The organism is Fluviispira multicolorata (assembly GCF_009208585.1).
Lineage (GTDB): Bacteria > Bdellovibrionota_B > Oligoflexia > Silvanigrellales > Silvanigrellaceae > Silvanigrella > Silvanigrella multicolorata.
The window spans coordinates 306,904-330,118 of the sequence record NZ_WFLN01000004.1 but is presented as its reverse complement, the minus strand read 5'-3'; the positions used below and the strand labels follow the sequence as shown (position 1 = coordinate 330,118).

Here is a 23,215-nt window from a genome sequence, read left to right as displayed (position 1 = left end):
GACTTAATGACTTTAATGTTGACAAAAGAAGATCAAACGGATTGCTCCATGCCTTCATCTCCCACACCTCGATCAAGTTTTCTATCCATTTCATATTTTGGATCATAATCACTTGAAAGATCCGTATTGCTACCAGCATAACGAATAAAATCTTTTGGAGTATTTGCGGCATAATTTTTTAAGAGTGCACGTGCATCATTGAGATCTTCAACTCTATTAAGGACATCTCTTAAACTTTTACTCGCTGGAAATCCTTTCGAATACCAAAGCAAATGTTTACGAGCCAGAATGGCGGCCAATTTTGTTTTCCCAAAATGCTCTTCTTGATAATCAAGATGGCGAAAAACAACATCAAGCCATTCAGAAAATTCGGGCTGAACCTTTTTGGCACTTAATATTTCTTTGAATATCCATGGATTCCCAAGAGCTCCACGGCTCACCATAATCGCATCACAGGCTGTTTCTTGCTGCATTTTTAAAGCAGAGGAAAGATCAAAAACATCGCCATTTCCAACTTTAATGACTGGCTTTGAATTTGCCAAAGCTGTGTGCATTGCTAATTTAATACCAGATAAATCGCATGGAGTTGAATAACTTTCGGAACGGGTGCGACCATGTATGGTAAACATATCTACATTTTCAGCTAAAACACGTTCTACAGTGTTCACAACATTTATATTTTCACGGGTGTAACCTAAACGAAACTTTGCAGAAAGAGGTCGAGATGTTGCGCTGCGAGCTAGCTTAACAGTTTCAGAAATTCTTTCAGGATCTTTTAAAATACCACTTCCACAGCCAGCAGTGACAACCTTACGCACGGGACAACCCATATTAATATCAATAGTTTCAAATCCTTGCTTATCAAGAACGGAAATTGCGTGTGCCACTTGTGCGGCAGTAGGTCCCGTGATTTGAACACCTAATACGTTTTCAGAAGCATGCCGCGCCATCATTTCAAAGGTTCTCTTATTATTATAAGCAATAGCAGTTGCAGATAGCATTTCAACATAAGTCAACCCAGCGCCTAGCTCTTGGCAAATTCTACGAAAGGGAATATCAGAAACGCCTGCAAGAGGAGCTAAAAAAACTCTATTTTTTAGGGTTAAATTACCTATTTGAATTGGTTGATTAAAAAAACTCATTCATTTTACCTTATCTTTGATCAATTGCCCACATGCTGCCTGAATATCACGCCCTTTAGACAATCTGACAGTAGCAACCATTCCAGAATTTTTAAGAATTTGTTGAAATTGATAGACTCGACCTAAGTCAGGCCTCCTGAAAGATGCCCCTTCATGCTCGTTGAGGGGAATGAGGTTTATTTTAGCACCAACACCTTGTAATAATGAAACTAAAGCTTCCGCATGCCGTTCAGTGTCATTAATACCTCTAAGAAGAGTGTATTGTATCATAAAAGAATGACGGGTACCAGAAAGAGTGTGCTTTCTGAGCGTTTCAATAACTTGAGTCAAAGGATGACGCAAGTTTACCGGCATGACCTTTGATCTCTCGTCTTCAAATGGAGAGTGTAAAGAGAGAGCAACAGCAACCTTTGTTTCATTTAAAATGCGATCGAGCGCTGGCATAAGCCCTACCGTGCTCACTGTAACCTTATTTGGAGAGAGATTGAGTCCTAAATGATCACAAAATATCTGTGTGCTTTTTATAACATTATCTATATTATCAAGAGGTTCACCCATTCCCATATAAACAATATTTGTTATTCTCTGATAACTTGAAACATGAAAGTCTAAATTTTCTTTTCTCCACTTTTCCGCTAAAATAACTTGTCCTATAATCTCTTCAGTCGTTAAACTCCGCATGAGTCCCATGCGACCTGTTTGACAAAAGCGACAACCTTGCGCACAACCAACTTGGGTAGAAATGCATTGAGTCAAACGCCCTCTTTCAGGAATAAGAACGCTTTCTACTAACTTGCCGTCACTTTTTAGCCTCATGGCAAACTTCACAGAACCATCGTGAGTGCTCATCTGAATATCAGAAATTTCTAAGGGAACAGAAAAGTCATAATTATTTTTTAGCCAAGCGATAACTTCATGGCTCAACTCTGAAAAATCATAATTATCTAAAGGGTTTTGTTTATATATTTTTTTAAAGATAGTTTCTGAGCGCAGCTTAGCCTTTTTAGTGCCAAATATCTCAGCAATTTTATCTTCAAGTTCTATGCGCCCAGCCCCGAAAAAAGAATTCATTGTTTTTATTTCCTTAAGTACCACCTCAAATTGGTGATCTTTTTTCAAACAAAGTATGTTCATATGGTCAAGAAGTTTTTTGCTAATAAATACATTTCATGCTATTGGGCTGCATCTGATGAATTTTGAGGGGAGATTCAATGCAAGTTGAAAGTGATAAGACTAAAAATACAAAAGTACAAAATAAATATCCACTCTCAGATGAGCTTATATTAGAGAATGAACTAAATATTAATAAAATATCAATTCACCACTCTAGAATTATGCAAGCACTAAATAACGAAACAAATACGACAATTCCTATTATGGGAGCATGTACTACTAACAACGGCGGAATTATTTCATGGAAACTCGTAACAAGACTGTTATCTACAACTTTTCATCCTAGTTTACGAAAGTTTCAAAAAAATTCTTTGCGCTATTGGCGTGAAAACTATTTATTAACATGCATACCTGCAGCAGGTGCAGCTTCACGTTTTTTTACTGATTTAGAAAAATTTGTACTAGGAATTGACAATAAGATACCAGAATTTAAAAACTCATTTAATTTATTTCTAAATGACAAAAATAAATTAGAATTGACTTTAAAAAGCAGAAAAAATATTCAAGAAATTTTGCAAAACACTAAAATTTCTCCCGAATTATCTTCTCTTTACGATGGATTACTTGAACAAGATGACGAAGAAATAAAAGCATATTCAAAACATTTTTATTATTATTTAAGCAAATTATTGATCTCAGGAAATGTAGACAAGAAAAATCTACAAAATACAATATTGCAAACTCAAAGCAGTTTAGATTTTTCTAAAAAAGAATTTACTAAATCTATTGCTCACTCAGAAAGCATTGTCAGAACTCCTTGGGAATACAATAAAAATATTGGAAAAAGTAAATATTCAGAAATCAATTCTAATTTAAATAATGAAATTTATCACAATTCAGATTCAATCACATCCCATTGGATGGATCGCATCACTCCTCAAACTCTTTTTGCAAGAAAAGAGCTAAATACTTCACAAGAACCCTCTGTTTATTTAAGCGCTCATGAAGAAAATATACTAAAAACCTACTCTGCATGCTGTTTAATGTTAAATAAATATTCAAATCTTCCTAAAGCACTGGTTCCTACTACCTCTGAAGGTGATTCATTTCTCATGCTTAAACTTGCAGAACAAATTGGCTTGTTACCTTGTTTAGGCAATATCCTAGTTGTTCCTGCCTTTATGAAAAGTGAGTTTGAAAAAGAAATCGAACTATTAAAACCACAGTTACAAGAAAATGTAAGTGATATTTTCGCACTCAGAAACAGTCCTTTTGCACCACTTTGGTTAAAAGAAAATAGAAAAACAAGTGGTGCATGGGCTGTGTTAGAACAAGGGCGAAATCTTTCCACAATACGTTTCCATATGGATGGTCGACCTTACACCGATGAAAATGGAAAATATATTCCCGTCTCGGCAGGCCATGGTGAACTTATTCATTTATTCGACGAAATTACAAATAATTTTCCTGACGCTGAATGTTTGCACATCAGAAACATTGATAATGTAATAGGCTCTTCACTGGATAGATCTTCTGAACTCAATATTCCAGCAGAGTGTTTCAAAATTATTCGTGATTGTATTGAATTTTTAAGAGCACAAGTCGAAGATTATTTATTTGATTATATAAAAAATCAAAGTAACAATCGATTGCAAAATGAAACCACTTTTCATGTCCTTCGTTACCTTGCAAATTTTATCGACGACAATATTGCAAATGAAGCCCTCGACGCATGTGTCGATGAAAAATTAACATTTACGGGAGTGCCTTATCCATCTCTTCATAAAATATTAGGAAATCTATTCCATTGGCAACCCTTAACTCCCCATTCAACAGATTTCGAAGCTTGGGAACAAACTATGCAGTGGCTTGAAAAGCCTATTTCTGTGTTTGGAGTGGTTCGTAAAGAAGTGGCCGATGTTGGAGGAGGTCCCGTATTTGCAGCATTACCTGATGGAACCACAATAAAACTTTGTCTTGAAATGCCTCACGCAAACGAAGAAGATGCTCGTGAGTATTTTGGTCCACGCGGTAAAGCAACTCATTTTAATCCCGTTCTCGCATTTTTTGAATTAAAAACGCACACAAGAGCATTTGAAAGCACTCCATCTATAGGTAAAAAGGTTGAATTTTCAAAACTTTTTGACGAACGGTTTTGGCTATTAAGTAAAAAAGAATACAAGGGAACACCTGTGTGTTATCATGAAACTGTCTTACATGAACTTATTGGAAATTCAGCAACAACAAATCTTGTTTTTATTGAAGTTCCACGAACATTATTTAGACCGCATAAGTCCTATTTTGACTCATTAGGAAATGACAGACGCACTTATGGTTTTGACGAAACTTTGGCAACAACAGAAACCCGAAATTTCTAATCCGCATTCACAAGAAGAACTCGGACTTAAATTCTTATTCTCATTAAATAAACAACTCGAAAAAGATCTTCAATATTTAAGCGGACAAAAAGATCTTGAAAAGAGTCATTTCTTTGAAAAATTAAAAGTTACCTTTGGCTCTATGTCTTTAGATCAATTTAAACATAAGCCATTTATTAAATATGAAAAAAAATATTTATTTCTACATATTCCAGATCATGCTGGTTTTTTACTAGAACCCTCAACTGGAATTGAAAAAATATATTTATATCGTGCCACAAAAGTTGTTCAACAGCTCAGCAATGAAATGGGTGAAACAAGTCGACCTGAATTATTTATCTTAAAAAGTGGAATCATAGAAGAATTTAAAATTATTGATGACAATTATGTGAGAACAATGAATGAAAAAACTTTATCTGCTGCTCAGATGAGTGAAATGTTGTTACTCTTAGCAGACTCACTCTCAATTACTTTTGCCTGACTCTTCTTAACAAAACTTTTGAACTCTCTCCAAAACGAACTCCGATATAAATAGAAGATAAAACACAAACAATACCAATAAAAGTGTTAATATAGAAAGGCTCACGCAAAAAAACAATTCCAAATAAGGCAGAGCTTATCGGAACCATTCCAGTCATAATTGCTGCTGTTTGAGAATCTATTTTTGCAATTCCTTTGTTATAAAGAGTGTAAAATAAAGCTCCATTAATCAATCCAATAAAAAAACTAAAAACCCAAACAGAAAATTCAATTTCAAATATTCCATATTTAAACTCGCCTAAAAGAACAAAAGGCAGGCAAACTAAGGCATTGATAAAATTAATCAACAGGCCTGAAACGACTGGACAGACTTTAATTCTAATAAGTTTTGCAAGAATTGTAAAAAGCGCCTCGGGTATCATTGCAAGAAAAACAATTACATTTCCCACGAACATATCATAAGAGTTTATAGTATTCGAACCTGAATGCGATTTATTTCCAGTCATATTTAGTATTAATATTCCAATAACTACCAAAATTACACATAAAAAATGAACTCTCTTTAAGGATTGACCCAAAATAAAAAAAGAAAAGATTGCTATTAAGGTTGGAATAGAGCTGCTAATAACTCCAACAGAAGTTGCAGTTGTTTTTCCAATTCCAAGCATATATATTAAATTAAATAGGACTCCACCGCTTAATGCCATTAATAAATAAAGAATCCAATTACGACGATCAAATTTTTCTTCTGTTAAGTAAAAAGTGAATCCTTTTTTTAAAAAAAGAGAAAAGACTGCTAAAATGAGAGTCCCAAATATATATCTGAGTTCAAGCAATTGAATGACAGAAGCTTTTTCAACAAGATATTTATTGATAACAATATTTATTCCAACAAACGAATTAGCTAAGGCAATTTCCACTGTACCGACAACATAGTTTCTTTTATTTTCACTCTCCATAGGATCCTTTTAAAATAAAAATCAAATTAATTTATTATAAATTCCTTAAGAATTCTAGGGAGGGAGTGATAGTTTTATTTTTCTGAACAAAGTTTAGTGCATTTTCTGCACTCCAATACTCCTCTTTTTGTTTTACAAACTTTTTATATGCAATAAGTGCATTCATTCCTTCTTTTTCTTTTAGCTGCTCAAGAACGGAGCATGCATAATCGATCAGTGGAAAATGAATTCTTGAAAAATCTTCATTAGATTGAAAAACATTTTTTACATCAATTTTTGCATTCTGAATAAGCTCCCAAACTTCACTTCTTATTTTTCTTGTTTTTAACAGGACAGAGAAAAAAGCAGCAGGCGCTAAAGTGTGCTCAAAGGGTTGAGCATCGATATGACGAATTTCTAAGAAATCTCTCAACCGTAAATGCGGAAACAAAGTTCCTAAATGAGTTTCCCAACTTTCAACTGTGGGTCTTGTTCCCTTATAACCATTGTTTAACCAATTTTCAAAGGTAAGTTCGCCGTATAAAGGTTGCTCATTAATTGGCAAGCCTTCAACAAAAAAGACATACGCTTTTTTAGCCCATTTCGCATATTCACACTCAGAGTTTTCTGCAAAAGGCATATGAGTCGGAAAGCCTGAACGTGTGGGATCCATATGCTCCCAAATTTCCTGCCTCTCTGAATAAAATAAGCTTTTATTATTTTTAAAATATTTAGAATTTGCAAATAATTTTGCCGTTAATGGAATAAGAACAAGAGTCAAATTAACCGCATCTTGCCAATTTTCATCACCAAAAATATCAACATTTGCCTGAACAGTTGCACTGTGACGCATCATATCTATTCCACGAATATTTGGCGCAGAATTAAAATAACGGGTCATTATTTTATAACGTTCTTTGGCAAGAATTAAAGGATGGTTTTCTTGAGCAATTGGATTTGTCCCATGCGAAAGAAAAACCAAATCTCCAGCCGAAGCTTCTTCAAGAAGTTTTAAGTTTGTTGAGACATCAATAGATAAATCTGCGATTTTTTCAAATGGATCTGAAGAGTATTCAACTTGCCCACCCGGTTCAGCACTAAAATTTCCGCCTGCTTTTAAAAAAACAGTTGTGATAAGTCCTGTAGCATTATCATATTTTATTGTAGATTTTGGTGAAATTTCAGCTATTCGCTGTAAAAGATCTTGAATATTTAATTTAGAATTTTCGGTGCCTATAGGAGCCAATGTCTTAGAATCGTATGCATGCATCTCCATTTCAAGACCAATTTTTTCAACTCCATCGCGTGTGCCTTTTATGGGCTTAACCCAAACGCGTGAACAAATACTTTCAGGATCCATTGAGTTTTGAAATAACATAGAAACTCCAAAAAAAAGAAAAAGGATTTCTACTTTATTTTTTTTGTGGGGAAGGATCAAGTTGGAGAGCAAAATCAGAAACACCTTCAGAACGAAGAGCATCCATTATTAAAACAACAGAATTATAAACAACATCTTTATCTGCGCTTATCATTGCAACAACTTTTAAGTTTGAAGTGATTGCATTCCGAGCTGCTGTTTTTAGCAGATCGAGACTTGCAAACTTTCCATCGAGCATAAATTCACCTTTTTTATCTATCATAATATTAAACGATTTTTGATTTTGTAATTGCTCTGCCGTTGCAGCTTTAGGTAACTGTAACTTCATACCTTTATTCACAATAAAATGAGCTGTAACCATAAAAATAATGAGTAAAACTAAGACCACATCAACAAAAGGAGTGATATTAATATCAACTATAGGTTCATCATCTCCACCAAATTTGTTTCCACCAGCCATTTTTAAACTCCAGACTAATACCTTCTAGAACCAATATGAGTCAATACAATGCGAGCAGTTGCATCACTATTTGCCATTTTCTTTTTTATAGCGCGATTGAAAAAATTATATGAAATAACTGCAGGAATAGCTACAAGAAGACCAAGAGCTGTAGCAACAAGTGCTTCAGAAATAGAGGCCATAACAACTTCGGGACCTGGATTTGCTGCAGTTGATAAAGCATGAAATGCTTCAATGATTCCTATAATAGTGCCAAATAAACCAATAAAAGGAGTGTTGCTACCAAGCGTTCCTAATACCACCGTCCCTTTTTCAAGACGCATTTTTGCAGCAATCATTGTTGCATTCATTGACTCTTCAGCTGCTTTTAAATTATCAGTTCCTCTTTCAAGACCAACCGCAGCAACGCTTGCTTCAAGCATTTTTTGTCCCGAACACCAAGCAGATGTTTTATCAAGTGATTCAGAAGAATTAAGCCGCTCTGTTAAATTTTTAATAAACTCCGAAAAATCACCACGCATTTTTTGAAAAAATAATATACGATCTATAATGATAGCAATATTAACTATACTACAAATTATAAGAAGATACATAACCCACTGAGGGCCTGTCGCAAGGGCAAACTTTAAAAACTCTTGTGTGAGATTCATACAATTTACCTTATTCCTTAGTAATAAAGTTAACTAACTTCTAAATTCTAAGTTCTCATATATTCCACGTAAATGTTCGCGTGCTCGTGGTAAAGACGGTCTTGCCAACGCTTGTTCAACATCATTCACATATTTCTCTTTTCGGATACCACAGAGTACACTTGTAACCCCTGGAACCCATGCAAGTGTCGAAACAACAAACTGAGAAAGAGTGGCATCGTCATAACCTGGAACATCTGCAAGCTGTTCTTTTGCAAGACGCTCTAAATCAGATGACAATTGTGTCCAATTTTCAAGCCCCTTTCTCATGCCTTCATCAAGTTTATCATAATCTTCCTGAGAAACTTGCGGACGTGTTAAACGAATAAGTCCATCATTAAACATCGCATTAAATGGTCGGTTTAACATAACACCAATATTATTTTTTTGTGCATAGGAAAGAGTTGACTCGCCAATTTCTTCGACATCATAAAATGCCGGGGAAACTTCAAGCCAATTCATTGGCATTTGCACAACTTTAAAATTATGGTCCGCTGAAATTGAAAGTGCAATTTCATGCATTCTTTTTATTGAAACCGATGAATATTCTTCTTCAGGTGCGCCTAAATTATTAGAACTTATTCCGTAAGCACAAATTTTTCCTTCTTCAACCAATTTTTCAAGTGCAAGAAAGCTTTCTCGAATACGTGAATAAAATAAGTTTTGTGCTTCACTTTGTTCCATCTTTTCGAGTTCAAATTTTTTTAACATATATTCTGGATTGTGTAATAAATAAACATCAATTGTCTCAAGCCCTAAACGACTTCTTGAACGCTCAATCTGATCAAAAATAAAATCTGGATGAATACAATGCCAAGTTTCTTCTCCAAATTTACTTATTTCAGAAAATGAAATGCCTTGTAATTCTTTTGACTTTGCAAGCTCAATATTACTGCCTTGAATATAACCTACTTTTGAAACAATAATAATATTTTCTCTTTGAATTAAATTTTCATTGATAAGTTTTTTTAAAGTTTTTCCAATTAACATTTCTGATTGACCGCCACCATAATTGGTACTTGTGTCAATTAAATTTAAACCTTTTTTAAGAGCGAGTTCCAATGCATTTGCACACTCTGGAAAACCCAATCCTTTTGACAAACCCACTCTATAAGAACCAAAACCCACTGGGGAAACGCTTGGTCCTCCCTTATACAAACACCTTCTACGCGATTCAAAAAAACGCCCCAAAGAGTTTTTTGAAGGTTTTGTGTCATTTGCAGTTGCATATCCGGGGAGTAAAGCCATTCCAAGTTCCTTTCCATTAATTTCCTTGCTTTAAGCCATGCATAGGAGAAACTTTAGAAGCTCTCCAAGCAGGGTACAAAGCACCAAAAAATGATAACAATATCGATGTTAAAAATGCAAATATAATAAGCTGAGTGTCAATTTGTACGGGAATTTTTTCAAGGTAATAAAATTTCTGAAAATCTCCCAAAGAGATTCCTGAAAATACTTTTAATAGAACAAGTCCTGAAAAAACTCCTAATGTTGAACCTAAAATTCCAAGAAAAAGACCAGAAAATACAAATGTACTTATAATAAGAGTTTTCTTAGCGCCTAAAGCTCTTAACAATGCAATTTGCTTTGAACGATCGATAACCGTTAAGCTAAGTGCAACAATTATGTTAAAACCAGCTACAAAAGAAATAATAAGTACAATTAATTTAATAGACGTACCATCTCTTTCAATTTGCTCAAATAAACTTGTATCTATATCTTGCCATGCAACAATGTTATATGGTGTTTTTCCATGTAAATCTTTTGAAACTTGCAAAGCTTCAGTTGAGTTTTTGAGTTTTATTTCAACTCCACTGGCCCAACCTTCACTGCCAAATAAATTCACACCATCTTGAAAATTCATAAAAACATTTTTACGATCATATTCAGATAATCCAGTTGAGGCTATACCAGTCACATAGAGTTTATTATAACGAACTCCAAGTGCGCTTTTTCCCGCTCCAAAAGTCATTAAAGTAACAATACTACCTATTTTAGCATCGAGATCATCTGCAAGTTCTTTACCTAAAATAACATGGGGCAACAGAGCTGGATTGTTACCTGCATCTAATGTGTTACGATATTGATCGATAAGTTTACTTGAAACATTCAACGTTTCAAGCGCACTCTTTGGATAAATAAATTTACTTACCTCATTTGCAGACGCAGACTTCGTTCCTTGAATTGCTTTAATATAAACCGAGGATGTTTGCCGACCGAGTCCCATTACAGATTCTTGATAAATAAATGGGCTCATACCTTCAACAGGTGCTTTAATTAATTTCTTTAATTCTTTTTCTGTTGTTTTAACATCTTGAATCCCATATTGAGAAAATACAATTAAATTTGGATTAACCGTTGAAATAATATTTTTAATTTCCGCTTGAAAACTATTTAAAACAGTAATAACTACGAGAAAAGCAGAAACACCAAAACATATTCCAACAATTGAAACAAGTGATGTAAAACTCAACTTTTTTGAATTTTTTTTACAAATAAAATTAAGAGCTAATCTTGAAATTAAGTTCACTATAATTAACCTCTTGTTATTAAAGTCTACCATGCACTTTTTTGCTCGGACATCCAACATCAAGAATGACTTATCATATTCTTTCGAGACTGAAACCAACTGTGCCCAAAAAAGATTTTATTCTATTTTAAGCACAGACCTTGACAATTTTACTGCAAGATAAATCTTTTATCTTGTGAGAAAGCAAGTTAAAAAGTTACTCGCAAATTAACTTATTGTGATCTCAACAAAAATAAGGAGATTTTGCACATGGCCTACAGCTTTACGACCCACGCTCAAAATGCAATCAATGAAGCCCATTCCCTTGCTCGAAAAAATGGAAATCCAGAACTCACCCCTTCCCATATCCTCTATTCCATTTTTAATACAGACGAAGAAATCGTCAAAATGACATTTCAACACTTAGGCATCAAAACTCAAGTTTTTGCCAATGAATTTAAAAAAATTGTTGAAAATCTGCCTAAGGTTTCAGGTGGTGCAGAGCCATCCACTGGTTCTTTCTTGTCATCTTATCTTGATGAAATTGAAAAAATTAAAAAAGAATTTCAAGATGAGTTTATTTCAATTGAACATTTTTTAATTGCTGCACCAATATGTAAACAAACATCGATTTCTAATTTATTCAAAAAATATAATCTCGATTTAGACACTCTAAAAAAAGCTGTTCAAAGCATAAGAGGCAACAACAAAGTGACAGACCAAACCCCTGAAAACAAACTCGGTGTCCTTGAAAAATACGCGCGAGATTTAACAAAACTCGCCGAAGAAAATAAACTCGATCCCGTTATTGGCCGTGACAGTGAAGTGAGAAGAGTTATTCAAATTCTTTCACGGAGAACAAAAAATAATCCTATTTTAATTGGAGAACCTGGAGTTGGTAAAACCGCTATAGCAGAAGGTCTTGCTCAACGCATTATTCGTGGTGACGTACCTGAAACCTTAAAAAATAGAAAACTTATGGGTCTCGACATTTCTGCTTTGGTTGCAGGAGCAAAATTTCGTGGCGAATTTGAAGAAAGATTAAAGGCTGTATTAAAAGCAGTCCAAGATGCTTCTGGCAAAATAATTCTCTTCATCGATGAAATTCACACCATGGTGAAAGCAGGTGGTGGAGACGGTGCAATGGACGCAGGAAATATGCTAAAACCTGCGCTTGCAAGAGGAGAGTTACGTTGTATTGGCGCAACAACTCTCGATGAATATAGAATAATTGAAAAAGATCCTGCACTCGCACGTCGATTCCAACCTGTTATGGTCAATCCTCCGAGCGTTGAAGACACAATAACTATTCTACGTGGTCTTAAAGAACGCTATGAAATCCACCATGGAATTCGCATTAAAGACAATGCTTTAGTAGCTGCAGCAACGCTTTCTGATCGTTATATTCCCGATCGTTTTTTACCTGATAAAGCAATTGACTTAATTGATGAGTCTTCAAGTCGCCTTAAAATTCAACTGGACAGTGTACCTGAAAAAATTGACACTATCGAAAGAAAAATATCTCAATATAAAATTGAGCTGGTTGCTTTATCTAAAGAAACAGATTCTCAAGCACTTTCAAGAAAATCTGACATCGAAAATCAACTGAAAGAACTCGAACTTGAGGCAAAAAGGTTGCATGCAAAATGGCAATCAGCAAAAGGCAGCGTCAACGAAATTAATTCTCTAAAAAAAGAAATCGAAAAAGCCCGCGTTAAAATGGAAGAATATGAAAGACATGCCGATTACGCTCGAGCAAGTGAAATAAAATTTGGAGAAATGCCAAAACTTCAACAGCGTCTTAGAGATCTCACTCAAAACTCATTAGAAAATGAAGAGCGTAAACCAGACGAATTATCTGTTCAATTAAAAGAAGAAGTCGATGCAGAAGACATTGCAGCTGTTGTTTCAACTTGGACAGGTATACCTGTGAATAAATTATTCTCAGCAGAACGCCAACGCCTACTTAAACTTGAAGATGAGCTGCGTGACAGCGTCGTAGGTCAAGACCATGCTCTCAGAGCTGTGGCAAACGCTATTCGCTTAAGCCGCAGTGGCTTGAAAGATCCAAATAAACCAATGGGTTCCTTCTTGTTTTTAGGTCCTACTGGAGTTGGTAAAACCGAGACGGCAAAAGCACTTGCAAAGAGTTTATTTGACTCCGAAAAGGCTATTATCCGAATAGACATGTCTGAGTATATGGAACAACACTCTGTTTCTCGCTTAATTGGCGCACCTCCTGGTTATGTCGGTTTTGAAGAAGGTGGTCAGCTCACCGAAGCCATTCGTAGAAAACCTTATAGCGTTGTTTTATTTGATGAAATTGAAAAAGCACACCCCAAAGTCCTAAACATTATGTTACAAATGCTGGATGATGGTCGTTTAACCGATGGTCAGGGAAGAACCATAAGTTTTCAAAACTGCATTGTTATTATGACAAGCAACATTGGAGCACATCGCATACTCGAAGAACCGGCTCATGAACGTAACGGTGAAAAATTAAAACAAGCTGTTATGCAAGAACTGCTCACTCACATGCGTCCAGAACTTCTGAATCGTATTGATGAAACTGTAATTTTCAACGCATTGGGTGAAGATGTTATTGAAAAAATTGTCCGCATACAGGTAGCACGCTTAAGTGCTCGTTTAGCTGCACAGCAAAATATGCAACTTGAAGTTTCTGCAAACCTCATTAAACGCATTGCTCTTGAAGGCTGGGACATAAACTTTGGAGCCCGTCCTCTCAAACGTTCCTTACAAGAATTGGTGGAAGTGCCCCTTTCAATGGAACTTTTAGCAGGTCATTTTTCTGAAGGAGACACCATAGTCGCCAATGAAAACAGCGAAAATAAAATTGTCTTTAGCAAAAGATAATTTTATTTTTATTCGTTAATAAACTTTCTAGAAACTCTTGTCCTACAACACTTCTATAAATCGAATTTTTGCACAAGAATTTCTAGAAATGATCTTAGAATTAGAAATTAAAACTGATTAAAAAGTTAAAAGAATACTCATCAAAAGTGGTGTCAATGCCAATATTTGTAGGCTCTTTTCCAAGAAGTATAAAACTATTATATCTCATTGAGTGTCTATTGAATATAAAACCGCCACCCATATTAAAATTTTTTGATTTTTCAAACATTCCAATTATATTTATACCATACAAATAATGGTTTTTAATTTCAGTATCCACATGATAGGTGCTAAATATTGTTTCTATTTCAGCTGAATGTTTATCATATAAAGAATATCCAAGGTTCACAAGTGTATATAGAGAAAATGAAGGAGTGGAACCAAATTTTAATCCCCCATTTGCAATTAAAAATAAGGATGACATGAATACGGTTGATGAGTTATACGTTCCGATATTTTCTTTTCCAAATAAAGCTGAAAACGTCATTCCCCCACCAAAAACAGGAGCCCAAAATTGACCATTATTTATTGGAAATAAAAGAGTGCCATTTAAATTTATTCCTGTAAGAGCTGCATTAGAAATTGGCGAGAGATCATCACTGTTTTCATTATATCGCGTGATACCTATTCCTGTCAGAATATCTAAATCTGAATTACTTCCCAAAGCAAAAGAGTTCTGCCAAGAAAAAATCAGAACTATTAGCAATATTATTCTTTTTAAATCCATGAAAAACCTCATGTGAAAATCAAAAAATTCTATATTTAATGTCCAATTATTTTTATTTTCCATCCAGTTAATTTAGCAGGATGTTGACTGCTATTTAAAAGAGTTAGTTTCCATTCGCCATCCGATCTTTCTTCATAAAAGGCATTAGAGAGATAAACACCTCCCGAAGTGGTATCAACTTTTGAATAATCTTTTACTGGGTATGAATAATTTTTAATTTTACGATCATTTTCAAGTGCTATCAATGAATTCCCTGGATATAATAATGTACTTTTGGTGCCCCTAGGAGACTGCAATACAATTCCTAAACCATCTGGCCAATCTGCTTCAATAAAAGGAGTGACTTGCACAGCTTCAATGCTTAAATTATTTCCAATATTTAAATTCGAGGTAGAAGAAATACCAGCTCCAACATTCATATTTTCAGGTTTTTTTTCATTAATTTCAATCTGATTTGTTCCAAATGGTGAATGAAAATTTCTCGCCATTTCAATTGCTCTATCCGCATCAATCAGACCAAATCCATAAAAATTATGGAAAACATTTCCTGCTTGATTTTGTACCCAATTCACATTCCAAAGCTGTGAAAAATTAGGATTAAAATTGCCAATTTTTTCTAGGATTTTAATGCAATAAGGTTTAGGGTCTGGAGTTAATTTATCTCGATTAGATGTTTTAACCAATATATGTTTTACATCACGAAAACTTAAATTAGGATTCGCCTCTAACATAAGTGCGATGACGCCACTGACTGTTGGTGCAGCTGCTGAAGTTCCATTAAAATTTGCAGTGTAATTAAGTTTTTTATTTTCTACTAAAAAACCAATATCAAATAAAGAATAATCACCTTTACTTGGCATTCCCGCTATTCTTGTTGTGAGGATTTCTGGATATTCCATTTTAGAAATGGGTGAATGAAAAATCCCATCGTTTGCGCGAACGCTACTCTCACTTCCTGATAATCCAGTTACCCAAATATTTGCTCCTATACTTGAATAATAAGCAATGTTTCCATTAGCGCTCAAAGCAGCCACTACAATTCTATAAGGATTTGTTTTATCTTCGTCCATTTGCGACAAAGTGGGTCGAATTGCTTTTAATATCTCGGTCATATCAATGTTTAGAGTTGAAAATGAATTCGGAGTCAATGTCTCTAAAATATCATTTACACGCCAATAGGAGTATCCTTTTGCTTTTAATATCTTTTCTGCATAATATTGGCTGCACGTTGCATTACCTGCAGATCTAACAATTATAAATCCAGCTCCAGCATTTTTTATATTATTCTTTATAACATTATTTAAATGAATATCAGGACCTAAATAAAATGAACCAGGATTAAAAGCTGGAGAACCATAACTCTCATTAATTATTTTAATATTATTATTAGCAGCAAAGTCATAAATAAACATCTCTGAACCTAAAAGTGTAGCAATTGATATAATTTTATAGTTAGATAAATAATTTGCGGAAGCTATTTTAACATCAGGAGCTATACCTCTAAAATGATTGTCTGCATTAACTGAACTTCCAATTATACCAGCAACGCTTGTCCCATGATGAGATTCTCCAAATTCTAATTTATATTTATTTAAAACTCTTAGTCCAATTGCATTGGTAAAATCAATAAAAGAATTCGGTTTCATATTTTTTTCAAGATCAACATGATAAAAATCAACCCCAGTATCAGTGACGAGAACATTAACTCCTTTTCCAGTAAATTTACTTGGAAAAGTCAAATTAATATCTACTCCTGCCTTCCCAACTTCATTGATAAATAATTTTTGACCGGTGTTTTTTAAATGCCACTGCTTATCAAATAATGAATTATTATGACTCTTTCCATCTTTTCCACAACCTGCAAGAAGTAAAATTAAAAGTAAATAAATATTCTTACTAGACATTTAAGACCTCTTAATTATTAATTAGGCACAGGAAAGCCTGTAATTATTTCTAAATTTGAATCTTTAATATTTGGATTTATTTTTAAGTCATAAATAGTTTGTAAAATATTACTCTTTTCCTGAGCACGCACCACAATAATATTGCTTTTTGGATAAGAAGAAATTAATTTCACATGATTTTGTATCTCAAAAGCATGTATATCATTTATTTTTTGTTTTAATTCTATAATAAAAAAACCATTGACAATTCCAACAGAAAAAGTATCATTTTGGATTGCAACTAATGAAAACTTAGGATTAAAATGCTCATATGAACCATTCATTTCAGATGAGTTAGTTCTTACATAATAAAAATTATCATCTTCCCATAATATTTTTTTATTTGGATCCTTCAAATTTTTTTTATCCATTGCTAGAACATTATTAACAAATGACCAATTATTTGTACTTGGAATTTTTCTATTTGCTTCTTTTTTTAAAAAGACTTTAAATTCACTTTCTTTAAATTCAACATTCTTATGCAAATTTTTATTTTTTTCCTCTAAAAGCAACATATCTCTTTCAAAACGATTTTTTGGTGCTTTACTTAATATTTCCTTTTGTTCCTTAGTCAATTCTGCTGGCAAATTAATAACCTCTTTCTCACCTTGAGCATTTGACTGAAGTGGCTGTTCAAGAACTTTTTCTTCGACTTTTTGGCTTTCAATTTTCTCATCTTTTTTTAGTATTTTAACTCCAATAAAGAGCAATAAAATAACCGCAGATAAAATTATAATAATTTTATAATTCAAGTTCATCTCCGATATTTAAAATTTTTAAATTATAATAACTAAAAGTCATATTAGATTATAAATTTAAAGTATAATCTCAAAAGTCAAAGTGATGACTTTTATGTAATAAATTGCATGCTGTTCGTGCCCCCATTTTGTAGTTGACACTTTTCATCTAAGAAAAAGAGTGATCTTTTCTGGTGAATTTGACACTTAATGTCATAAACTTATTTTTTTTATATCTTCAATTGGCAAATATTTTCTAAATATTTTTTCAAGTGTTCCATCTGAAACAATTTCAGCTATTATTTTTTGCCATTTTACAGCCTCTATTTGCGGAATTGATTTTTTAGACATAATAATTCCATTGAGAAAGGGTTCTTCTTTGGGAATCCAATCCACAATATTCAACTTATCTTTTATATCCTTGTATTTTTCAAATAAATCTCTAAATTTAAAGGATTCTAAGAAAATACCTTGAACTTTATTGTGATATAAATTTAAATAAAGTTTCTCCTGATCTACAAATTCAAGCACACGCCCTTCTTTTTGAAGATTCTTTAAAAATACATTATCAAGTGTATTGCTCCCATGCTTAAAGCTTCTTACGACTCCAAATCGTAATTTGGTATCTTCTAAAAAATCAGACATTAAGGATTTTTTTATTTCCTTCCTGAGAAGAGTTAAATTTTTGCTCTTATAATATAGACTAAAATAGCCAAATTTTTCCCGTTCTGGTGTTATGATCGCACCCGTACTAAAATCAAGCTCTCCACTTTCAATAGATTTCCACATGCGAGCTCTCGTCATATGAACTGTGACAAATTGACAATGAGAACGTTTTGAAATTTCACTTATAATGTCTTTATCAATCCCCTTGTCTTTTTTAGAATTATAGAAATGATTTGATTCGAGATATGAGAGTGTAAATTTTTTAAAACATTTTGGGAGATCTTGACCTAAAACACTTAACTGTGGTAGGATTGTTAAAAGTAACACATACTGAGATATTAATTTCATGCAAATTCTCCTCTTAAATTACTTTTCATCTTTCTAATTTTATTTCACTCGAAAGAAATATTCAATTAGAGATCTTGACATACTAATATGATTTTATTTTAAAATGAGACTATCAAGTTATTTCATTCATTTTAAATTTAATTTGATTCATTTATAGTAGACAATTTTCTAGAATGGGTATTGAGGATTTTATGTATTATAGGCTTATCTTCTTAGATTTTTTCCTAACTTCATCTGCATTTTTATATTACATCGCAATTATAGGAGGTGTTTATAAAGCAAACCAAAGCGCTTCTCAAATTGGTTTTATTGCTTTAGCAATCACTCTTCCTTCATTCTTAATAAGTTTTTTTTCGGGTCGTTTCTTCAAATCTCACCTCCTTATTAAAAACATCCATTTCTGTAGTATTATAAAATTTTTTGCACTCATTGTCCTTTATTTTTATAATTATAATACAAGTATTCTAATGATTTTAATTATACTAAATGGTATACTTGATCAAATTATTCGAGTCTCCAAACAATCCTTTGATGCAATACAAATCGAACCTGAGCTGAGAGCAAAATTCAATAGTAAAAAAACGTTTTTAAGTGAAATTGCAATCATCGTTGGACCTGCATTAGGAGGTATTGTCGCAGCCTTTTATAGCCTCTCACAAATTTGTTTATCATTGTCATTTCTTTGCTTGATTCCAATTTTTTTCTTAATTAATTTAAAAAATGTTAAAATTAATTTTCAGGCAGCTAGACAAGAAAAAACTCTCTCTTTTAAGGAAAATATTTTATATTTGTTTTCAAAAAGAATCATACTATTTCTTATAATAAGTTATTGTCTTGTTGTGATCGTTCTTGAAATGCAAACTCCTCTTATTTTTCCATTTGTCAAAGAAAAGTTTAATGCTGACAATTCTATAACAGGTATTTTATTTTCAATGGCTGGTATTGGAGGTATCACGGGGGCTTTAATACCCATGTTTTTGAAATTTAAAAATGAGGCTCTTTCAATTATACTACTCGTCATTTTTGATGGTTTACTCGTTTTTCTTTTTACGATAAGTGGAAACTTTTATATCAGTTGTACAATATTTACTTTATTAGGACTAATGGGAGCTGTAACAATAGTTCTTGTTGAAACAAAAGTCCAAAATGATTTAGAAGAAAAGTATAGACCATTTGCTTTTTCAATCATTCAATTAGCCAAAAGCACTTTAGGGGCCTCTCTAGCAGCTGCCTCAGGAGTCTTTGCAGATATCATTGGTGCTGTTAAGGTATTGCGATATGCCGCCTATATTGAAATATTTGCAGGAATTCTATTATTGACTTTAATATTTAAATATTTAAAAATCGATGAAGAACTTAATAACAGACAATTGCCCGAAAAATAATCTTTTCTAAGGGATGTCTATTTGATCAGCACTTGCATTTGAGGATCGATATGTGTTCAAAAAAAATTGCTATAGTTTATTTTATATTATCTTCTTTTTCAAATACACTTTTTGCCAACGAAAATCAAATACAATCTCTTGTTGAAAAAAATCTTGTAGAAATTCACGATACAGCATTAACCTATACAGCTTTTCTAAATAGCTGCCTTGCAGAAGGGAAGACATATAATCAATGTGAGGATGATTATAATTTTTCTATAAATCATTATTTTAGAACTTTGTAAATTTAAATATATTAGGATTTAAATTACGAACTTAAAAAACGTTTTTCTTTAACATGAGTTGTTACCGCTTTATTTAATATAATTTTTTCACCTTCTTTCTTTCCTTTATCATAGTGTTCCGTAAAGACTTTATTTGTAGATGAATCTTTTTTAACAATACGCGGAAACATTTTCTTCGTAAAATCTTGTAATTTTTTATCTTCAAGGAGAATTAAAGAAGTTATATTTTCTTGATCAATATTATTTTCTTTTTTCTTTTTTAATTTATCTTTTTGTAAAAGGTTTAGTTTATCTTGAAAACCAACGAGCAACCCCTTTTGATAAGACATTTTATGACGGCCCGTGACATTTTTTTCTTTTTGATAGTTTTTCCACAGTGATTCAATGCGCTCAATTAAAAAATAAAAAACATATTCAGCCATAAGCACATTGTGACGTGTGCCCAAAATTTCGAGGGTTTTAAAGGATTCATCTGCAAGTGGATCATATAGATCTGAAAAAATAACATTCACGAAATAGTGTTGTTGTAAAAGTGAAGCAATATAAACATAAGTACTCGGTGCTTTTTTCTTATTGAAATTAACAACAAGTGAATAATACTCTGATTTTTGCCCTTCTTGTATTCTTTTAACATTATATTTACTATAAAGATCTTGCACTTTTTCCATAGCTAACAAAGCTTCATTTTCATTTGCAGATTGTGCTAGATTTAGTAGTTTTTCTAATTTCCGAAGAACATTTTCGTCTTCATTACAATTTTTTTCGTTGCGAAAATGCAATATTTTATTTTCTATATCTAAAGTGCATTTACAAAATTCTTTTGACACACCTATCATTTCGCAGGCTCTTTGAAAGTCTGAACCGTGTTTATCATTTGAACAAAAGATATCTGTTACTATTTGATGAGCAATTTCATGCTTGAGCACTCCTATAACGACATCCCACGGGTACTCTTCAATCAATAAAATAGAGAGGGTGATAATTTTAGAATGGGAGTTCCAATTTCCCCAAGTATTCTTTAAATCTTCTATTAAAATAAGAGGTTTCTTTAAGTATACGCCATATTGATAACAAATATTTCCATATTCTTTATACAGTTGTAATGTCCATCGAGTGCGTAAATCATTCTTAATCTTTTGAAATTTCATAAAATCCTTAACTGCCTCCAAATACAATTCTACATCACATTTGAAATATTTTCATTTAAGTATCAAAATATGGGCAAACTAAGAAATTTTTTATCCCGCTTTTTAAAAAGTAATTTTTTCATTTTAAGAACTGTATTGATCTTTATAATTATTAGTTTTTAATAGGAGAAAGTGTTGTTTTTGTTGTCAATGTTGAGTTTTCTTTATTTTTTTCTGCTGTTAAGTTTTCCGTGGTTTTTTCCATATAAAGAGGGATGGTCACTTCTTTTGTCAACCCTCCACCCAAGGAAACATCAACTCGTGTCTTTGGCAATACTAAATTCTGATCGCCTACAAAGTAGCTTAACCAATAATCTCCCTCAGGTAGATAAATTTCATCCGGTTTAAAATACATAATATCTATTGATTTTCCAAACATATTCATACTTTTAGATTCAAAACGGACAAAATCTGTTTTGGTATTCCCTGTTGTATAACGCGTTTCCCATTTAATTTTAATACGCCCTAATTTATCAATGCGTACTGAATCTTCTGACGTATAAAGATTTTTAAAAATACCTTTAATACCTTCAATTCCATATTCATATTTTTGATCAAAAACTAAAAAAGGCATATCCGATGGAACTGTCATGAGCACAAAAGGCATTCTATTCATATGGATAGTTATTCGTGAAGGAGCTCTACATTTTTCATATTTTTCTCCGCAGGGTGGCGACATGACCAAAGCCCCCTGAGTTTTTACAGAGCTCAATTCATATTCGCTCACAACTACATTTTTTTCAATTTCTGTCCCTTCTAAAGTAACTCTATATTTTCCTGGAAAAACAGGATAATCTGTATTCAGACGAAATAAAACTTTTTCATTAATATATGCAAAGATAGGTTGTCCACCTGCTTTCAATCTCTCTTCAATAGGAAAATTTTTCGGAGAACCTATACGAATAACTCCAAGTTTAATATTATAAGTTGAAGAAGGTTGGATTAACATAATCTGCTTGCTACCATTGACTTCAACTTGATAACGCCCCGCTTGTAACCATAAAGTTCCATTTACTGGTGCAGAAATAACAAATTTTTTCTCTTTCAAAGTTAAATCAAGTGGCAATGAAAAAAACTTACTGGAATCTGTATTTATAGGAGAAGAAAGCGTGAGAGGCCAAAGATCTATCCTTTTATCAGAAAATAATCCAGCTTGGAAATTTAAATCTACAGTGCGGCCAGAAATAGATATTGAGTTCTTTCCTGGTAATATATCAAAACTTAATTTATTTATAAACCAATGTTCTTTACCATCAAGTGGGTCAATGCAATAACTATTATAGACATTTTCTTTCTGATCAAGAGAATTATTTGTAATATTTTTATTGCCAAGAATAATACTCACACGACTCAAAACAACTTTTTCTTCTTTTTCACTTTCATTATTAAATTCATAAGAGCTACATTCATTTGCTAAAAAATATTTTCCCTTTGGGAGTAAAACCTTTGTATTTGTATTCACTTTCATCAAAGGATAATATACTTTATTATCTTTATCATCTCGAGTCATTTTATAAAGAATTATGTCTTTATTTGATAACCCTTGAAAAACAAAATATTGCTTTTCATTATCTGAAGAAATTTTTCTACATGCAGAAAAAAGAAAAATAAAAAAAATAAGTATAAATAAATTATTTTTCAATGAAAACACCTCAAAACTGAATGCAAAGAAAAATATTTATGATTTTCATATTGCTCTAAACGCCCTGATAAAGATAATTCATTACCTTTATGAATACAGGAGTTGTGATGGGAAATATTTTCTGTTGTCACCTGAATATAACCTGTTTTATCTTCTAAAATAAACCACAGCGCACCTGGACCTATTTCATTTACTTTTCCTGACAACACAATAGGTTGATTAAAATAACCATCTGGAGTTAATAAAAGCAGTTTGATATCAACCAAACGTGCTCTTTTTTCACATGAAAAAAAATT

General features: G+C 32.8%; 20 protein-coding genes. 5 read left to right on the top strand and 15 right to left on the bottom strand.

Features of this window, described 5'->3' with window-relative positions:
* Positions 1 to 32: 32 nt before the first annotated feature.
* Complete coding sequence (locus GCL57_RS01530) at positions 33 to 1,142, bottom strand: tRNA dihydrouridine synthase (RefSeq protein ID WP_152211495.1); 1,110 nt, start codon at positions 1,140 to 1,142, stop codon at positions 33 to 35.
* On the bottom strand, positions 1,143 to 2,213 hold the full coding sequence (gene rlmN, locus GCL57_RS01525) for a dual-specificity RNA methyltransferase RlmN (RefSeq protein WP_161597541.1): 1,071 nt from the start codon (positions 2,211 to 2,213) through the stop codon (positions 1,143 to 1,145).
* Positions 2,214 to 2,353: 140 nt separating this feature from the next.
* On the opposite strand from rlmN, the gene GCL57_RS01520 reads away from it, so the two are divergent.
* On the top strand, positions 2,354 to 4,633 hold the full coding sequence (locus GCL57_RS01520) for a DUF4301 family protein (protein WP_152211493.1): 2,280 nt from the start codon (positions 2,354 to 2,356) through the stop codon (positions 4,631 to 4,633).
* A complete protein-coding gene (locus GCL57_RS01515) occupies positions 4,587 to 5,114 on the top strand; it encodes a hypothetical protein (RefSeq protein ID WP_161597540.1) in 528 nt (175 codons plus the stop codon). Before GCL57_RS01520 ends, GCL57_RS01515 begins: the two co-directional genes overlap by 47 nt.
* On the opposite strand, the gene GCL57_RS01510 is transcribed toward GCL57_RS01515, so the two are convergent.
* Genes GCL57_RS01510 through GCL57_RS01485 form a run of 6 tightly spaced genes read right to left on the bottom strand, consistent with a single transcriptional unit; the run spans position 5,101 to position 11,108 of the window.
* Positions 5,101 to 6,072 carry a DMT family transporter gene (locus GCL57_RS01510; RefSeq protein ID WP_152211491.1) on the bottom strand — a complete coding sequence of 324 codons (972 nt, stop codon included), beginning with the start codon at positions 6,070 to 6,072 and terminating at the stop codon, positions 5,101 to 5,103. The genes GCL57_RS01515 and GCL57_RS01510 overlap by 14 nt on opposite strands.
* 34 nt (positions 6,073 to 6,106) lie before the next feature.
* Positions 6,107 to 7,429, bottom strand: a complete 1,323-nt coding sequence (locus GCL57_RS01505; RefSeq protein ID WP_161597539.1) for a glutamate-cysteine ligase family protein — start codon at positions 7,427 to 7,429, stop codon at positions 6,107 to 6,109.
* 34 nt (positions 7,430 to 7,463) lie between these two features.
* Entirely contained in the window at positions 7,464 to 7,889 is a 426-nt protein-coding gene (locus GCL57_RS01500; RefSeq protein WP_152211489.1) for an ExbD/TolR family protein, read from the bottom strand.
* Between the two features lie 14 nt (positions 7,890 to 7,903).
* Positions 7,904 to 8,539, bottom strand: coding sequence for a MotA/TolQ/ExbB proton channel family protein (locus GCL57_RS01495; protein ID WP_152211488.1), 636 nt, complete (start codon positions 8,537 to 8,539; stop codon positions 7,904 to 7,906).
* Positions 8,540 to 8,572: 33 nt separating this feature from the next.
* Positions 8,573 to 9,826 carry an aldo/keto reductase gene (locus tag GCL57_RS01490; RefSeq protein ID WP_152211487.1) on the bottom strand — a complete coding sequence of 418 codons (1,254 nt, stop codon included), beginning with the start codon at positions 9,824 to 9,826 and terminating at the stop codon, positions 8,573 to 8,575.
* Positions 9,827 to 9,842: 16 nt separating this feature from the next.
* A complete protein-coding gene (locus GCL57_RS01485) occupies positions 9,843 to 11,108 on the bottom strand; it encodes an FtsX-like permease family protein (RefSeq protein ID WP_161597538.1) in 1,266 nt (421 codons plus the stop codon).
* A 249-nt stretch (positions 11,109 to 11,357) separates the two neighbouring features.
* Here GCL57_RS01485 and GCL57_RS15040 point away from each other — a divergent pair, with 249 nt between their 5' ends.
* On the top strand, positions 11,358 to 13,961 hold the full coding sequence (locus GCL57_RS15040) for an ATP-dependent Clp protease ATP-binding subunit (protein ID WP_152211485.1): 2,604 nt from the start codon (positions 11,358 to 11,360) through the stop codon (positions 13,959 to 13,961).
* A gap of 100 nt (positions 13,962 to 14,061) precedes the next feature.
* Here the strand turns inward: GCL57_RS15040 and GCL57_RS01475 are convergent, their stop codons facing one another.
* The 4 genes from GCL57_RS01475 to GCL57_RS01460 all read right to left on the bottom strand — a co-directional run bounded on the left by GCL57_RS01475 (position 14,062) and on the right by GCL57_RS01460 (position 18,421).
* Positions 14,062 to 14,727, bottom strand: a complete 666-nt coding sequence (locus GCL57_RS01475; RefSeq protein ID WP_152211484.1) for a hypothetical protein — start codon at positions 14,725 to 14,727, stop codon at positions 14,062 to 14,064.
* Positions 14,728 to 14,762: 35 nt separating this feature from the next.
* Positions 14,763 to 16,631 carry a S8 family serine peptidase gene (locus tag GCL57_RS01470; RefSeq protein ID WP_152211483.1) on the bottom strand — a complete coding sequence of 623 codons (1,869 nt, stop codon included), beginning with the start codon at positions 16,629 to 16,631 and terminating at the stop codon, positions 14,763 to 14,765.
* A 17-nt stretch (positions 16,632 to 16,648) separates the two neighbouring features.
* Positions 16,649 to 17,422 (bottom strand): hypothetical protein, encoded by a 774-nt coding sequence (locus GCL57_RS01465; protein ID WP_152211482.1) that lies wholly within the window; start codon positions 17,420 to 17,422, stop codon positions 16,649 to 16,651.
* Positions 17,423 to 17,620: 198 nt separating this feature from the next.
* Positions 17,621 to 18,421, bottom strand: coding sequence for a substrate-binding periplasmic protein (locus GCL57_RS01460; protein ID WP_152211481.1), 801 nt, complete (start codon positions 18,419 to 18,421; stop codon positions 17,621 to 17,623).
* A gap of 191 nt (positions 18,422 to 18,612) precedes the next feature.
* Here GCL57_RS01460 and GCL57_RS01455 point away from each other — a divergent pair, with 191 nt between their 5' ends.
* Positions 18,613 to 19,806 (top strand): MFS transporter, encoded by a 1,194-nt coding sequence (locus GCL57_RS01455; protein WP_161597537.1) that lies wholly within the window; start codon positions 18,613 to 18,615, stop codon positions 19,804 to 19,806.
* Between the two features lie 50 nt (positions 19,807 to 19,856).
* Positions 19,857 to 20,090: a hypothetical protein gene (locus GCL57_RS01450; protein WP_152211479.1), complete on the top strand. Its 234-nt coding sequence runs from the start codon at positions 19,857 to 19,859 to the stop codon at positions 20,088 to 20,090.
* A gap of 23 nt (positions 20,091 to 20,113) precedes the next feature.
* On the opposite strand, the gene GCL57_RS01445 is transcribed toward GCL57_RS01450, so the two are convergent.
* The 3 genes from GCL57_RS01445 to GCL57_RS01435 all read right to left on the bottom strand — a co-directional run bounded on the left by GCL57_RS01445 (position 20,114) and on the right by GCL57_RS01435 (position 23,185).
* Positions 20,114 to 21,238, bottom strand: a complete 1,125-nt coding sequence (locus GCL57_RS01445; protein WP_152211478.1) for a DUF2786 domain-containing protein — start codon at positions 21,236 to 21,238, stop codon at positions 20,114 to 20,116.
* A gap of 151 nt (positions 21,239 to 21,389) precedes the next feature.
* Positions 21,390 to 22,919: a hypothetical protein gene (locus tag GCL57_RS01440; RefSeq protein WP_152211477.1), complete on the bottom strand. Its 1,530-nt coding sequence runs from the start codon at positions 22,917 to 22,919 to the stop codon at positions 21,390 to 21,392.
* On the bottom strand, positions 22,916 to 23,185 hold the full coding sequence (locus tag GCL57_RS01435) for an OB-fold nucleic acid binding domain-containing protein (protein ID WP_152211476.1): 270 nt from the start codon (positions 23,183 to 23,185) through the stop codon (positions 22,916 to 22,918). The genes GCL57_RS01440 and GCL57_RS01435 overlap by 4 nt, the downstream gene beginning before the upstream one ends.
* Between the last annotated feature and the right edge of the window lie 30 nt (positions 23,186 to 23,215).

Coding starts and splice junctions, on each gene's coding strand:
- GCL57_RS01530 (WP_152211495.1), bottom strand. CDS start 1,142: ATGAGTTTTTTTAATCAACCAATTCAAATAGGTAATTTAACCCTAAAA.
- rlmN (WP_161597541.1), bottom strand. CDS start 2,213: ATGAATTCTTTTTTCGGGGCTGGGCGCATAGAACTTGAAGATAAAATT.
- GCL57_RS01520 (WP_152211493.1), top strand. CDS start 2,354: ATGCAAGTTGAAAGTGATAAGACTAAAAATACAAAAGTACAAAATAAA.
- GCL57_RS01515 (WP_161597540.1), top strand. CDS start 4,587: ATGGTTTTGACGAAACTTTGGCAACAACAGAAACCCGAAATTTCTAAT.
- GCL57_RS01510 (WP_152211491.1), bottom strand. CDS start 6,072: ATGGAGAGTGAAAATAAAAGAAACTATGTTGTCGGTACAGTGGAAATT.
- GCL57_RS01505 (WP_161597539.1), bottom strand. CDS start 7,429: ATGTTATTTCAAAACTCAATGGATCCTGAAAGTATTTGTTCACGCGTT.
- GCL57_RS01500 (WP_152211489.1), bottom strand. CDS start 7,889: ATGGCTGGTGGAAACAAATTTGGTGGAGATGATGAACCTATAGTTGAT.
- GCL57_RS01495 (WP_152211488.1), bottom strand. CDS start 8,539: ATGAATCTCACACAAGAGTTTTTAAAGTTTGCCCTTGCGACAGGCCCT.
- GCL57_RS01490 (WP_152211487.1), bottom strand. CDS start 9,826: ATGGCTTTACTCCCCGGATATGCAACTGCAAATGACACAAAACCTTCA.
- GCL57_RS15040 (WP_152211485.1), top strand. CDS start 11,358: ATGGCCTACAGCTTTACGACCCACGCTCAAAATGCAATCAATGAAGCC.
- GCL57_RS01475 (WP_152211484.1), bottom strand. CDS start 14,727: ATGGATTTAAAAAGAATAATATTGCTAATAGTTCTGATTTTTTCTTGG.
- GCL57_RS01470 (WP_152211483.1), bottom strand. CDS start 16,631: ATGTCTAGTAAGAATATTTATTTACTTTTAATTTTACTTCTTGCAGGT.
- GCL57_RS01460 (WP_152211481.1), bottom strand. CDS start 18,421: ATGAAATTAATATCTCAGTATGTGTTACTTTTAACAATCCTACCACAG.
- GCL57_RS01455 (WP_161597537.1), top strand. CDS start 18,613: ATGTATTATAGGCTTATCTTCTTAGATTTTTTCCTAACTTCATCTGCA.
- GCL57_RS01450 (WP_152211479.1), top strand. CDS start 19,857: ATGTGTTCAAAAAAAATTGCTATAGTTTATTTTATATTATCTTCTTTT.
- GCL57_RS01445 (WP_152211478.1), bottom strand. CDS start 21,238: ATGAAATTTCAAAAGATTAAGAATGATTTACGCACTCGATGGACATTA.